The sequence below is a fragment of the Rhizobium sp. BK176 genome, assembly GCF_024808055.1.
On record NZ_JANUBV010000001.1, the window covers coordinates 1,294,289 to 1,309,024 of the forward strand.

The 14,736-nt window shown below is 62.6% G+C and carries 10 protein-coding genes; 3 read left to right on the forward strand and 7 right to left on the reverse strand.

Annotated elements, in window-relative coordinates; all coding sequences use genetic code 11:
* The first annotated feature begins 39 nt into the window (after positions 1–39).
* A complete protein-coding gene (locus tag FHT76_RS07170; protein WP_259185095.1) occupies positions 40–810 on the forward strand; it encodes an N-acyl amino acid synthase FeeM domain-containing protein in 771 nt (256 codons plus the stop codon).
* A gap of 36 nt (positions 811–846) precedes the next feature.
* Positions 847–1,467: a hypothetical protein gene (locus tag FHT76_RS07175; protein ID WP_259185097.1), complete on the forward strand. Its 621-nt coding sequence runs from the start codon at positions 847–849 to the stop codon at positions 1,465–1,467.
* A gap of 21 nt (positions 1,468–1,488) precedes the next feature.
* Here the strand turns inward: FHT76_RS07175 and recJ are convergent, their stop codons facing one another.
* The 3 genes from recJ to FHT76_RS07190 form a co-directional block, all read right to left on the reverse strand.
* The gene (gene recJ / locus FHT76_RS07180) at positions 1,489–3,237 is read right to left on the reverse strand and encodes a single-stranded-DNA-specific exonuclease RecJ (protein ID WP_259185099.1); all 1,749 of its coding nucleotides are present in this window, start codon (positions 3,235–3,237) and stop codon (positions 1,489–1,491) included.
* A 67-nt stretch (positions 3,238–3,304) separates the two neighbouring features.
* Positions 3,305–3,661 (reverse strand): ProQ/FinO family protein, encoded by a 357-nt coding sequence (locus FHT76_RS07185; RefSeq protein WP_259185100.1) that lies wholly within the window; start codon positions 3,659–3,661, stop codon positions 3,305–3,307.
* A gap of 2 nt (positions 3,662–3,663) precedes the next feature.
* Positions 3,664–5,523: an ATP-dependent helicase gene (locus FHT76_RS07190; RefSeq protein ID WP_259185101.1), complete on the reverse strand. Its 1,860-nt coding sequence runs from the start codon at positions 5,521–5,523 to the stop codon at positions 3,664–3,666.
* Positions 5,524–5,686: 163 nt separating this feature from the next.
* Between FHT76_RS07190 and FHT76_RS07195 the strand changes: the two genes are divergently transcribed.
* A complete protein-coding gene (locus FHT76_RS07195; protein WP_259185102.1) occupies positions 5,687–6,874 on the forward strand; it encodes a hypothetical protein in 1,188 nt (395 codons plus the stop codon).
* 172 nt (positions 6,875–7,046) lie between these two features.
* Here FHT76_RS07195 and FHT76_RS07200 read toward each other — a convergent pair whose 3' ends face one another.
* The 4 genes from FHT76_RS07200 to FHT76_RS07215 all read right to left on the reverse strand — a co-directional run bounded on the left by FHT76_RS07200 (position 7,047) and on the right by FHT76_RS07215 (position 14,679).
* Positions 7,047–8,069, reverse strand: coding sequence for a hypothetical protein (locus tag FHT76_RS07200; protein WP_259185103.1), 1,023 nt, complete (start codon positions 8,067–8,069; stop codon positions 7,047–7,049).
* Positions 8,070–8,193: 124 nt separating this feature from the next.
* Positions 8,194–11,196 carry an ATP-binding protein gene (locus FHT76_RS07205; RefSeq protein ID WP_259185104.1) on the reverse strand — a complete coding sequence of 1,001 codons (3,003 nt, stop codon included), beginning with the start codon at positions 11,194–11,196 and terminating at the stop codon, positions 8,194–8,196.
* A 118-nt stretch (positions 11,197–11,314) separates the two neighbouring features.
* A complete protein-coding gene (locus FHT76_RS07210; protein WP_259185105.1) occupies positions 11,315–13,861 on the reverse strand; it encodes an ATP-dependent RecD-like DNA helicase in 2,547 nt (848 codons plus the stop codon).
* A 110-nt stretch (positions 13,862–13,971) separates the two neighbouring features.
* The gene (locus tag FHT76_RS07215) at positions 13,972–14,679 is read right to left on the reverse strand and encodes a prepilin peptidase (RefSeq protein WP_259185106.1); all 708 of its coding nucleotides are present in this window, start codon (positions 14,677–14,679) and stop codon (positions 13,972–13,974) included.
* Positions 14,680–14,736 lie beyond the last annotated feature (57 nt).

Sequence of the window (14,736 nt, forward strand, 5' to 3'; positions counted from 1 at the left end):
AATACTTGATTTTATACAATCGGTTTCGGCAGTCGATACATGAGCGACAGCGATGGCGGGCAGTCCTTCCCGGCGAGAATGATGGACGTTCTTTCAAGGATCGAATACCGCCGCGCCGAGTGTTTCGAAGACATCGAGATGATCGGGAAGATGCGCTACAAGGCGTATTCGACCAGCGGCAAGCTCGCGCCCAAATCCCGTCACATGATCGACGACGCCGATTTCGATCCGCATGCACACGTTCTGGCCGTCTACTACGACGGGGAGCTCGTCAGCTCCGTAAGGCTTCATCACGTGACACGGGAACACCCGCTCTGCCAAGCCTCGAGCGATTTCGGCGAAGAGATCGACAAGCTGCTGGAGGAAGGCTACTCGTTTATCGATCCCGCGCGCTTCGCGGCCGATCCCGCGACGGGCAGCGAGCATTCGTGGCTTCCCTTGATCACGCTTCGCCCGGCGATCGCGGCGGCCGCCTACTTCAATGCCGACCTGGTCATGCAGCACGTCCACACGAGCCATGTGAGCTTCTACAAGCGCTTCTTCTACGCCGAGACGATCGTTCCGTCCCGCTACTGCCCGCGCTACGGCAACGACCTCTCGCTGATGTCAACCAACACCCGGCGCACAGGGGCGAAGCTCCTCACCAGGTTTCCCTTCTTCAAAACGCTGCCCAGCGAACGCACGATGCTGTTTGCAAGAGACGGTAGTCCGCGCTACCAGACGATCGTGCCGACCGCCCGTTTCATCGCCGATGGCGATCTGGCCTACAGCCTTCCGCCCGCCGAAGATCGCGGTGAGCAGGCCGCGTAACAGCCGCGCCATGGCAATTGCATCCGGCGGCGCTGGATGCAAAGCTTTGGTCGTCGACCGAACGGAACCGCCAAGATGCCGCACGAAGAGGTGTTGTCAGAACTGATTTCCGCCGAGTGTCCGATCGAATGGGCGTTCGCCAACCTGACCCATGTCGATTCCGGAACCGCGGCCTCGATCTTCGATCATCCGAACGAACCCGGTCTTGTCCTGCGGGTGAGCGATTATCCCGACGGTTGGTTCCGTTATGCCGACGAGACCTTGAGCCTCGATGTGGAAGAGGCAAACAGGTGTTCCTTCAGGCCCGTGGTCCACTGGATGGGCGACATCGACGGAATACTGGTGGCCGTCACGGAGCGACTGGAACCTATAGATTCCGGAACTCCCTTGGCCACGGCCGTGGAGGCGGCCATGGCCGCGCTTTCAGGCGACGAAGAGCGGTGGCTCGATGTCGAGCGTGACGCGCCCGGGTTCCGCGCCTTCTGCTCTAAGCTGGCGGGTAGGCTTGACCTGCGGCCCACAAACTTCCTGCGCCGCGGCGATCAGCTGGTCTTCAACGATCCCTACTCGGCTATCCCGTTCGCGATGGAGGACAGCCTGCGGGAACGCTACAGGATCGGCGGCAACGCGCCGACCCGGAAGCTTCCCTCTCCCTGATCGAGGACGCGCCTGAACGGCTCAGGCAGCCTCTTCCGCCACGTCCGGCCTCACCATGGCGTCATCTATGAGGATGACCGCGTTGTTCTTGCCGGCGTGGAAGTCGATACGCGATCGTCCGTAGATATCGACGAACTTGTCTTCGCAGAGTGCCAGCGCGTCGCCGAGCGGGGTCCCGACCGCGTTGAAAAGCACCGCCTTGCAAGACCCGAAACGGCCCGCCAGGTGGAGCTTGATGTGGACGCCGGTCATGATCTGGACGCGGGTGACGTAGCCGCCGTGGACGACGATCCTCGGTTGCGGGTTACCCATGCCGAACGGGCGCAGGGCTTCCATTCCCTCGACGAGCGGCACCGTCAGTCCGCCGCAGCCGATGGTCATGTCGACTTCGACGGGAAGCATCTTGAAGTCGTTCGACTGTTCGCACATCACGCGCCGCAGCTCGCCGACGTTTTCCGGCTTCACGTGCAGGCCCGCCGCCATCATGTGGCCGCCACCCTTGTCGATCACGCCTGCCGCCAGCGCGGCGTCGACCGCAGCGCCGATGCTGTATCCGGTGACCGATCGGCACGATCCGGTGCCGCCCCTGCCGATGACGACGGCCGGCTTGTTGACGGCATCCTTCACCCGACCCGCGACGATTCCGACGATACCCGGATGCCAGTCCTCGTTGTAGATGACGATCGTGCTGTCTCCGGCCATCTGCGTGGTGGCGATCTCGATGGCAAGCGTCTCGGCGGCCTTGGTGATTTCTTGTCTTTCCTTGTTGGTCTCGACGAGTTTGACGGCCATCTCCATGGCGACGTTCTCGTCGTCGGCCGCGAGGAGCGTGGTGCCGGAGCGCGTGTCGCCGATACGCCCTTCGGCGTTGATGCACGGCCCGAAGACGAAGCCGCAGGTGTGTTCGTTGAAATCCGGAAGGCCTTTCGTTGTCGCGTTCACGGACTGGAGCGCGCGGATGCCGGGGATTTCCCCCATCAGCGGCAGGCCGATCTTCACGAAGGCGCGATTGAGATTGACCAGCGGGACCATGTCGCAGACCGTTCCGAGCGCGACGATACCGAGCCACTTCCTGAGATCGGGTTCCGGTCGGTCCTCGTTGAAGAATCCGCGGTTGCGCATCTCCCTGTTGAGCGCGACCAGGAACACGAAAGCAAGACCCGCCGCGCACAGGTAGGCGTAGTCGCCCGTTTCGTCGCGGCGCTTTGGATTGACGAGGACGGCCGGAGGGTCCTTGTCGTCCGGTTCGTGATGGTCGAGGATCGCCATCTCGATGCCGAGTTCGACCCCGACGGCCAGCGGCGCGTGCGCGCGCGTACCGCAGTCGAGAAAAAGGATGAACTCGATGTCGTGTTCTTCCTTGAGCCGGCGGATCGCGTTGGCGTTCGGGCCGTAGCCTTCGGCGATGCGGTCGGGAATGTAGAAGATCGGCGGCTGTCCGATGCTGGTCAGCCAACGAACGAGAAGGGAGGTCGAGGTCGCGCCGTCGACGTCGTAGTCGCCGTAGACCGCGATGCGCTTGCGCGCTTGCACGGCGTTGCAGAAGATCGCGACCGCCTCGTCCATACCCTTCATGATCGACGGATTGGGCAGCTCGTCACGCAGTTTCGGCGAGAAAAAACGCTCCGGATCGAAGCCGCGGGCAACGGCGACCGATACCGCGGACGGATGGATTCCCTCGATAGCAGGCCCGCCCTCCGCCTGGTCCTTCAGCTTCCACTCGCGGCCACGTACGGATAGATCGTTGCAGAACTCGGTTGTTGCGGTCATGTCTTCCATTCCAATTTGTTGACGGCACTTTATGTCTTCGTTTCCGTCGCGTCAATCGTTGGGGTCTTTAATTAGATGGGCTTGTCCGTCGGCTCGCCGACTTCCGTCTGATCAGCGTTGCCCTGGCCTCGCGATCGTGTCCGTCGCTGACGCATCCGTGCTGTCCGCCGTCCAGTCCGACCCTCGGCTTTCCGGTCGTCATGTTCACGAGATAGGCGGTCGAACTCGTCCATATGCTCAGGAACCGACGGCAATGGGTCATCGATATGCCGATGTCGCCGGAGCGTCTGATGTCGTCGAGAATGCCGACTTTGAGGGCCGGTCGTTTTCCAGAGCGGGGGAAGGCCTGCGGAAATCTCGTGGTGAGTTCCCGGCGCGCCTGTTTGTATATCTTGAACTTCCTCGAGTTCCTGAGCGTCCGCATCGTCATTCCTCCGGCGGCACCAGCGTGCGGCTGCCGTCCTTGCGGTAATAGACCGTCGGAAGTCCCTTGGGCCGTTCGGCGACCCTGCCCGTCGGAGCCGAGCGCTCCGGTGCGCGCGACGCCGGTTTTGCCTCGTCCTTGGCCGGGTCGTCCTTCGAACCCTTCGCCCAGACGACGCATTGCGGACCTGCGGCGTTGATTTCGGCGAGGAACGGCGACGGCTGTTGTTTCCTGGCGGCGCGGGAGCGGCAGAAGCTGGCGTCGACGGCACCCTTGGACCTCGTCAGCGCGACGTAGAACAGACGCCGTTCCTCTTCCTGGTCCGTCGACTTGCGGTGCGGCATGATCGCCGCCTCGCATCCGGGGATGAACACGTGGCGGTATTCGAGGCCCTTGGAGGAGTGGATCGTCGTCAGGGATACGCCGTCGGTCGCCTGGGTCGAAACCATGGCCGACATGGTCGAGACATGGACCTTGAACGCGGCCGCGGTCGGGAACACCGCCGACATCGAGGCGATGGCTTCCACCGAGTCGGCCCACGACGCGATCTTTTCCGAGTTCGAGTTCTGCGGCGGCTGCATGGCGAGGAACTGGGCCACCGGCACGGCCGTGCGCTCCGGGCCGAGGCCCTCCATCGTGCGGATGAAGTCAGCACCGCCCTTGTAGCGGTAGCCGACACGCTCGTCGCCGTTCTCGACGGCCTCGAGCAGATCGCAGACGGCCTTCACTTCCGGCGTGTCCCAGAAATTCATGGAGCCTGTCAGCGACATGGATATCTTCTTGAGCTCGAGCGCCTGCTGGATATGGGCGGTCAGCGACGACGTCCTGACGAGGATGCCGATGTCCTTCGCCTTCGCGCCCTTGGCGAGGTATCCCTCGATCGAGGTCGCGATCCACGACGCTTCCTCGCGCTCGTCCTTGAAGGCGCTGACGCGCACGAGGTTGTTCTGGCCGTGCGGCCTGGTCGCCACCAGCTCCTTGCGGACCCGGTGCCTGTTGTTGCCGATGAGGACGAGCGCCGCCCGCAGGATCGCCGGGTCGCATCGGTAGTTTGCCTTGAGCGTGTATCTGGCGGCAGGCGAGAAGTAGTTCTCGAACTGGACCGTGTAGAAGACGTTCGATCCCCGCCATCCGTAGAGCGCCTGGTCGTCGTCGCCGACGGCCCAGATCATCGTGCCGGCCGCCGTCATCGCCTGAAGGAACTCAACCTGCACCCTGTTGACGTCCTGGAACTCGTCGACCAGCGCGTAGGGAAGGTTTTCGCGGATGTAGCGCTTCGCCTCGTCCGACCGCTTCATGAGGTCGAGGCCGCGGATGACGAGATCGGAGAAGTCGAGATTGCCCTTGCGCGCGAGGTGTTCCTCGTAGTCGCGGTAGTGTTCGGCGGCGCGCTTTTCCGTCGGATTGGATTTTCCCTGCGCGTCGGATATCGCCTGATCGGGAGAGACCATGGCGTCCTTCCAGCGGGAGAACATCTCGAGGAGGTCGCCGTCGTCCTGGTTCCAGTCGACGCCCATTTCACGCAGCGCGCGTTGCTGCCCGCCCGAGTCGATGACCTTGAACGTCTTCGGAAGCCCGGCTTCCTCGTTGAACCTTTTCAGCAGTCGCAGGCAGTGCGAATGGAACGTTCCGATCCACGGCCGTCCGCCCGCGCGGTCGCCGAGCCTGTTGCGGATTTCCTCGGCCGCCTTCTGCGTGAAGGTGACGACGAAAATGTTCTGAGGCGAGACCCCGCGGGAAACGAGGACGGCGTGCCGCGCGATGAGCGTGCTCGTTTTGCCCGTTCCCGGCCCGGCGAGGACGACGGCATGCCCCCGCTGATGCGCGGCGGCCCTTTTCTGGTCTTCGTTGAGCGATGACATTCTGTCTGGAGTCTCTGTTTATCAATCGAGTGTGTTTGCGGCTTACGCCACTGTCAACAAATTCTACCATCGAGTTCTTGAATTTGATTCCGGCTTCACGTGGCCCCGGTGTTGCATCTTGCTGCGCCTACGGGATATGTGGACGGACGAAGAGGAACCCTCAATGCAGATCGACATCAAGTTTCCAATGCTCGTGCGCGCGACGCCCGCGTCGTCTAAGAAGAGCGAACGGTATTTCTACGGAAGCCACATCCACAAGGTCGAGGTGCCGGAGATTTCCCTGTCCGAAACGGAAATCGGTCTCGATGCCGTGACCTTCACGGCGGGAAGCGGCGCGAGGCGGATTTTCCCGCAGCTCAGGGCCTATGACGGTCGCCTGTATCGCCCGCTCGGCAACCCGGACGGTCTTTTCAGCGCCGGCCACAAGGACAAGGCGTCTCCCGGGGGCGGCGACTACTATGTGACAAGTCCGGCGCAAGCCGACATGGCGCGCCGCCCGCTGGCGCAACCCGTCGAGAAGCGGGCGCAATGGATGATCGATCTCCACGGCGCGGACACGCAGCGGAACTACAAGCTCTGGCCTGAGGAGAACCGCCACCCGAAGCCCCCGGTTTCCCGCAACGACTTCCTGTTCTCCGAAGCGGACCTGAAGCAGGTCAACGAGGACGACGTAGCGGTCTCGATGCGGATGTTCGAGGCGCAGGCCGACCGTCTTCTGGTGATCGGCGGAAAATACTGGATGGAAACGACGATGCCCTGTCTGAACGTCGTGGTCTTCGAGCGCGGCCGGGGCAATGGCGTCACGCTGGACATGGGCTTTCTCCCGCTCGGTCACGCGGGTTCCACCTGGATGCGGTTTCCGCTTTCGGCGTTCGACGAGGCCCATGAATTCGCGCAGCAGATGCGGCAGGTCTGGCGCGCCGGGGAGGTCGACATCGGGCATGCGGACATCGCCGACATCGACGTTTCGGCCGTCGACTTCGACCACAACGAGGAAGCGGCGCATACGATGGCGCTGGTCGTCGGGTCCAACCTCGTCCGCCGCTCGGTGCAGCACGAGTTCCATTCGGTACACGCCGAATCCGCGCCGTTGTTCACCGGTGCGACGCTACAGCGTTTCGAGGCGGTGAAGGAAGCCGTCCTCGCGAACAACGACATCGTCGGCGCGCGCAGCAACCTCATCGATATGACGCCCGATATCCTCGAGCTGTGGCAGTCGGTGAAATCGCCCCGCTACAGCGGTCTCGGCCTGCCGCCGGCCGCCATCACGCCGCATCTCATCGCCAAGGCCGTCGAGATGTCCGAGAACACCACCATCAACGTCGCGGCCATCGGCGGCCTGCGGCTCTGACTGGACGTATCGTCGGTAGAGGCCATGAAGCGCTGCCGACCTGAATTCGCGGAGCCTTTACGGAAGTCTGCTCTGAAACGCTTTGTCGGGCACCCGATGGTCCCTCACCGATGGGGACGGATCGGGAGCTTGTCGTCGGCTTCCGTGGCAACGACAAGCTCCATTTCGATGCTCAAAGGTATTCTGGAGTGGCTCCAAGCTCCCTTGTCGGCGCGGGGAGAAGATCGTCGAACCTCTCGTCGTCTCCGTTCAATCCACCCTTGTACCAGTCACGATCGCCGATACCCTTCGCGTATGCCTTGCCGGACACGAAGGGAACGACGGAAATGCCTCCACGGAATTTCCCGAGCAGTCCCCGGTCGATCCGTTCGTTTTCGGCGAGGCCGTCCCATGCGTCGGCGAGTGCCTTGACGGCCGCTTCGGGTGTCGCTCCGAACGCTTGGACTTCGTTGCCGCCTGTCTCGAAGCTCGCAAACCAATGAGTTACCGGGCGGTTCATACCGCGCCGGTCGACAACGACATCGCGGGTCGGAGTGTAGCGGTCGACAACCGCTTCGGTCGCGATAGCACGGAAGGCGATCGGCCTGAATTCAATTTGGTCCCTGACCCATTCGTCGCCTGTCTTGACAAAGCCGAGCGCCTGAACGAGTTCCGGGTTGCTGTCGCCGCCCTCCATGACGAGTACTTGTCCATCCGCGTAGACACAGCGTTTCAGCGACATTCCATAAGCGCTGAAATCCATCCAACGGGTGGTCTCAGGTCCACCCAACATCGATGCGAGATCGGTTCCCTTGTCTTTGGACACCACCGCGGACACCCGCGAGCTGAATGCCGACTTTCTCGCGAGCGCCGTCTCGTCCGTGAAGAGAGGAAGGACGAATTCATCACGTTCGATCAGCATGTCATTGATGGGCATTTCGCGCTTCATCACCGCGTCTGTGGCGATCTTGATAAATTCCCTTGGCTGCATGGAGACGTCTTCCCTGATCCACTCGCCTCCGACCTTAACAAAGCCAAGCGCCTCGACGATTTCCGGATGTTTGTCTCCGTTTTCCATCACAAGGGCCTTTGCGTCCTTGAAGACGCAAAGCTTCATGCTCATTCCATATGGGCTGAAGTCGACCCACCGCGTGGTTTCGCCCAAGCCGTACTTGACGGCGAGATCGGTCGGCTTGTTCGCATTGGTTCCTGGCATTCGCGTGGGTCTCCGTTTTCTGGACAGACCCTATCCACTGGCTTCGCATGACGCAATTCGTCGTCGGACGCTGATCATGACGAAGCGCCCGCGCATCCCGACGGGAATGCGCGGGCCTGTCGGGCTACTTGGCCATGGCGACGAGTTCCTTGACCAGCTGGTCGATGATGCTCGCGTTGACGTCGCTGTCCGATCTGGAGTGGCGGTTCTCCATCCGCGAAGCGCGGGACTCGATCTCGGACTTGGCGCTGCCTCCCGGGAACCGCCGTGACAGGACCTGTCTCGCCCTGACGGCTCCGAGCAGTTCGTAAAGCCGGTTCCGAAGCGCCTGGTCCTCGGCCGTGGTCGAGAAGGCCCAGATTTCGGTCGGCCCCAACGTGTTGATCAGGAAGTGTTCGTGCTGGCCTTCCTTGAGGTTCGAGACGTTGAAGAACGGCGCGCCGCCGCGCCCCGGACCCGTCAGTCTGGTGCGGATGATTTCCTCGGCGGTCGCCGACAGGCCGAACATCTCGGTCGTTTCCTTGACGTCGCGTTCGTTGCCGACGCCCATGATCCAGATGCCGGACGCCATCGACGCCATTTCCTTGTCGAAGTCGGCGAGCAGCTGCGAGGCGAGCGTGATGTGGACACCCCACTTTCGGCCTTCGCGCATGTCGACGACGACCTGGTCTCGGACGGCGGACGCCTTCGAGGTGCGGTGGAACTCGTCGTAGACGAGGCACTTCGGCTGTTCCTTCATCTTCTTGAGGCGCGGGCCGTGGAAGGAATGGTAGTCTGCGTTCATCTCGGCGAGGATTTCCGGGCCCAGATAGAAGTCCTTCGCCAGCACGAAGCGCGCGAGCATGTACATCAATGCCGTCTGCTTGTCGGCCGGTCCGCCGCCCTTCGGCGCGACTTCGTCGAGGTCGAGCGCCACGACACGGCTGTCGCCGATGTCGAAGGCGGTCGGGCGCTGGAGGATCGGATACTCGCGGATCGCCGACGAGATCGCGCGCTTGGCGATGTCGACGACCAGTTCGCCGTTGTGCTTGGCGGTGCCGAACACGTCGAGGACTTGCTCGTCGCTGAGGATGGTCATCATGTGCTCTAGGCGCGGCACGGCATGGCGCTGCGCGAGCGTCGCGTAGTGTATGTCACCCTTGGCGAAGAAGTTGTCGACGATGTCCCACCACGTCGTCTCGTTCTTGTTGATGGTGAAGTTGTAGGAATGGATAGCCTTGTCCACCTCGGGCGAGACGCCTTCGTTGTAGCGCAGCGGCATGCCTTTGCGGTCGGCGTCCGAGAACTTGGCGTAAAGCGCGTCGATCGCCGCGCCCATCAACTGCGAGAAGCCGCCGGGCGGCTTGGTCTCGCCGATGTCGGTACCGAGCGCCGACAGGAAGTTCTGGAGGAAGGAGCGCTCGAGCGGCAGCGGCGTGCGGCATCCGAGCTGGGTGTCGAACGGATTGATCGCGTGGCGGTGGGTCATGCGCAGGCGGTGGTAGGCCGCCTTGTGCCGCAGGTGCGGCGGGAGCGCCTCCTGAAGGAGCGAGATGAGACCCGCCGACGACGGACCGACGTCGATGATGGCGATGCGCGGCAGCTCGGCTCCGCCCGACGCCTGCACAGCCATGGGGCTGACGCAGCGCGCGAGGTTCACGGTGTTCATCCACACTGACTTTCCTTTGCCTGGAGGCGCGAAGACGAGGTCGATGAAGGTGTCCTGAAGGCTGGAGCCCGGCTGGTACGGCCACGGACGGCCGTCCGCCGTTCTGAACAGCACGGGGCCGCGCGCCCACGGCGAAGCGTCGCGGTTGAGCGGCAGCATGGTGATGACGTCGGGAAGCGGCACCGCACCGGCGGGCGCGGTCGAGGCGACATCGAGGCCGAGCACGCTCGACATCGTTCCTTCGACCGGGTCGCCGACCAGCGGCGAGACCGTGCAGTTACCCCAGTTCTCGACCGCCCTCTGGAGCCTCGCTCCGCGCTCTTCGATCTGCTTCATGCTGTCCGGCGCGCCGGCGTCCGCCCACGTCGCGAACGACATGCGCAGGCGGGTGACCGTCGTGTTGTTCTGCTGGCTCTCCTGCAGGGCTTCGATCGCCTGCCGGATCATCTTGTTGTCGCCGTTTGTAAACTGGAAGATGGACGCTAGGAACTTCTTGATGCCGAGCGAACGCAGGCCGCCGCCCTCGATCATGAACGAACACCGCCACGGGAATTCGTCCATTTCGATCATGCGGTTGATCAGGGTCTCGAATTCCATCGTCTCGGTCGGCCCGACGACCATGTCCATGCAGGCGAAGTACTTCGATCCGAGTTTGATGATGCGCGGGCTGACCCTTTCGGCCTCGCGGGTGAAAATCTGTTCTTCGATCTTCGGCCAGAGCAGGTGCGACGCGTCGAAATTGGTGATCTCGGGGATGCGAACCCGCAGCGGGTCGCCAGGCATCGTTGCTTCCCAGTCCGATCCGATCAGGTCGGGATAGACGCTGTTGCGGATGGCCTTGATCGCTTCGTGGACGTTCATGGACTCGGCGCGGATCGAAACGTCGCGAAGGTCGCTCACGAAGCTGCGCACGAACGACCAGTGCCTGTCTCGCAGCATAGCGCCGACCCGGAACGGGTCCTGGGCGTCGGAAACGGTCGGCATCAGCGCCGGCGGCTTCAGTTCGAGGCGCGCGTTCTCCCGCTCCTTCTTGGTCAGGGCCGACATCCTGGTCCACAGCATGATGTAGAAGCCTTCCCAGGTGATGTACTTGGGGAGGTGGCGTTCGCGTTCGTCGAACACGTCGTCGAGGTTCATCCCGATCTGCGCGGCCACCTCGCGGGGCGTGCTCATCTGGTCGCGGATCATCTGCGTCGCGAGGTCCTTGTCCCGCGAGAACCAGACCTGGATCGCATGGCCTTCGCCGCCGAGGTACGGACCGAGCTGGCGGTTCAGGCTCGTCGTAATGTGTTCGAGCTCGGTGTCGCCCATCACCTGCTTGCTGCCGTCGACGCGGATCATGGTCGCAAGCGAACCGTCTTTGGCGACAAGCATCTCGTTGCCGTCCGACGTCTCCAGGAAGCAGAAGGAGGCGAGGCTCTTCTTCGTCAGGGAGTTGAACGCGCCGGTGATGTTGGAAAGGATGCTCGTGATGGCCATGAATACTTCCGCTACAAGTATAGTGGGTTAGTTAATCATGATTTCCCAAGTACAGACCCCGGTCAAGGAACGCGGCAGAAAGAAATGGAAGACTCCGGCCCGTGGGCGTTTTCGGAGTCTACCGTTTGAAAGGAGTGCTGAAAGGCTGGCTCGCGCCGGCGAAATTGGGGACGACCCTCGTCGGAGGCGCGGCTTTCGGTTGTTCGAAGGTCGGACGCGCGAAGCTCGGCCGTACGAGCGGCGGAGGGCCGGATGACGCGGGCGCTGCCGGAGCCGGCGAAGCGTTGACCGTTGCCGGAGCAGGAGTCGGCTGGGCCGCCCGGTGGATATCGGTCGCCGAAGCCATGGGGCGGCGGCGAGGACGGGCTGGCAGCTTGTCGAGCTCTTCCTCGATGTGCGTCTTCAGGAGCGTCATACGCTGTGACGACGAGGTGTTCTCGATGCCCGCGGTGAAGACGTCCTTGTTGCCGACCATGACGACATAACGCTTAGCCCTCGTCCACTCGGTGTAGAGAAGGGTTCTCTCCATCATCGCCGTGTGGTCGGGGGAGATAGGCATGATCACGCACTGGTACTGGGAGCCTTGAGACTTGTGACCCGTGATCGCGTAGGCGACGATGGTGTTGTAAGGGGCCATAGACAGCGGGATATAGACGATGTCGCCGCTTTCGAGTTTGATCTTGACCTTCTCGACCTTCCGTTTCTTGTCGTCCCAATGGTCCACGACGTCGAGGATGTAGCCGACGTCGCCGTTGCGGATGTTCAAAGTGTCGTCGTTTGCCGTCAGCATGACCCGGTCTCCCTTCTTGGGAGTGGGTTCGGCTTTGTCCATTCCCGCCGGACGCACCCAGCCCTTGATGACCGCGCCATTGGGATTGGCCTTCGCCTGAAGACGGGTGTTGATTTCGTGTGTTCCACCCCTTCCGGACCGCTGCGGACACAAGACGACGATGTCCTTGTCGGAGATGTTGAAAGGATCGTTTGGCATCAGGTCGCAATAGATGTGGGCGACCTGCGTGACGATGCCGTCGTCCGGGAAGGTGAAAAACGAGACGCCTGTTTGCCAGATCGAATTGGGCGATAGCGGCGACACGTCGAAGCGTCCCTCCTTCATGTCCTTTGCCCACTCGGCAATCATGTTCTTCGACCCCAGGGAACGGAACACCTTGGTCAGTTCCGAGCTTGGGACGGTGTTGCCGTTCGGGGCGCGCGCGGTGAGCATGTCGCCGATCACGTAGCCTGCGTCGACACTCGGCAACTGATCCTTGTCCCCGACCAGAAGGATACGTCCATCGTCAGGCAGGGCGTCGAGCAGAGCCTTGGTGAGGGCGGTGTCGAGCATCGACGACTCGTCGACAAGCACGAAGCAGCCGGGTTCGAGCTTGTTGTCCAGTCCGCGCTTGAAGCCGGCTTCTCCCATCGAGCCAAGCAGCTTGTGCACGGTCTTCGCCTCGCGGCCGGTGGCCTCCGACAGGCGTCGTGCCGCCTTTCCGGTCGGGGCGACCAGATGGAGCGGTCCGGATATGGTCATCGCCGCGATTTCCGCGATGGCTTCCGAGACGGTCGATTTGCCGGTTCCAGGCCCGCCCGTCAGGATCGCGATGCTCTCGCGGCTAGACGTTTCGACCGCGGCGCGTTGCTCGTCGGAAAGGTGGGAATACTTTTTCTGCGAAAGCACCCGTCTGGTGGCGTCCTCGATTTTCGCGCGGTCGAGCTTGTCGCCCCTCGCGACGAGCTCTGCGACCGATTTCGCGATGGATCGTTCCTGACGGTATGTCTCGATTTTCTGGATGACGTTGCCGACTTTCGACTGGAAAATCGTCACGCCAAGGCGTTCCGCATGCTCTGCCATGGCGACGGTCGACGCGAGCTTCTTGAACGATTCCCATTCAATGCCCAATGGCTCGAGCGCGGAGGTCATTCCTGCCTTGCTCGCGTTGATGTAGGTGTCGCCCTTCGACAGTCCCTGGGCCACAAGCTCGGTCACCGCCGCGCTAACGCGTCGTTGGTCGTTCTTGCCGATGCCGATCGCACCGGCCATCTTGTCGGCGAGCTCGAAGCCCACGCCCTTGATCGACATCAGCTGGTACGGATTGGTCTTGATGATGTCGAGCGTCTGATCGCCGTACTTCTTCATCACCGCGCCGACGACGTCGTCCTTGGCACCGGCTTCCTCCATGATCCTGATCGGCTGGAGGTTGTACAGTCTGGAAGACCAGCTGTTGCGAATTGCCTTGGCGAACCTTTTCGGGTCCTCGGTCATTTCCAGAAGCAGGTCCGGGTTCTGCTCGATCTTGGATGCGGTGCCAGCGCCGTGCTTCTTCGCGAACGCCCGGCGCGCCTCCGGCGCGATACCGTGGTCACGCATGTTGAAAGTCTTGTCGAGCATGGCCAACGCGCCGGCTTCGGTGCGCGGCAGGTCCGGCTTGATGGTCTTCGCCTTGAACTCTCTGACCGTTCTCTTCGGCTCGCCCCAGGTCCTCTCGACGGTCTGTCCGGTCGCGATGAACCAATCGCCTTCTCTGCAGTAGCGGTTGAATGCGCCGACGACCTTCATCGGCAGCATTCCCGCGCCCTTCTGGCTCTCGATCTCCGCGTCGCACGCGACGTCTCCGCTTGGGAGCGTCTTTCCGATCTTGGAGATATATCCCCGGTATTCTTCCATCGAAACAGCCTGTTCCGCCTGTAATGCCTGTCCGTCGCCGCGCGCGAGCGGGGCCGGATTTCGGTCTTCGTTACGTTGTCATCAACTTTTTTGCGGCGGACGCATGCAAATCACAAACCATTGGCGACGAAGGTCTCGATCCAGGCGTTGAGGACTGGCGCAACGGGGATGGCCGCGAGCAACGCCGGTCCCATCGGGAGGAACCGCTTCTCCGAGAGCGCGCCCGACAGCGCCGCACAGACGGTGAAGATGACGCAGGCTGACATGACGTAGACACCCGAGGAGGCCATTCCCACCCAGGCACCGCCAGCGGCGGCCGCGGCGATGTCGCCGCCTGAACGCATCGGCAGGCCCGTGCGGTATTCCATGAGCGTCATGGTCATCCACGTCACGCCGCATGCGATCGCCGCGCCGACCACGGCATCCTCGGCCCCGAAATGCCACGGCGATAGGAGAGCGCCCGCAAAGAGCAGGGCCCAGGTGAATTCTTCGGGGATGATCAGCAGCCGCGCGTCCATGACGCTGGCTGGCACCGCAAGCGCGATCAGGACCGCAAGCACCGGAAGCGGGATGGCGGCGAGCAAAGGAACGGCCGCGCAGATCAGCGCGGAGACCAAGCCGTAGCGGAGCCTGCCGCCGTTCGCGACGCCGCCGCGCAGCAGCGCGCGTCCCATCTCGGGCAGAAGGTGTCCGTCTTCCGGCAGGGTCTCGGCGACATCGGCCGCGAACGCGGTGGCGTAGGCGGCGGCCGCTCCGATGATGGCGGCCACCACGGACGGTGCCGCCCAGCAGATGATGCCGATAGCGGCGTCTTGCATTTCATTTACTCCGGGTGTCCTCCGATGGTGGCACCGACCCGAAGCGATGTGAAGTCT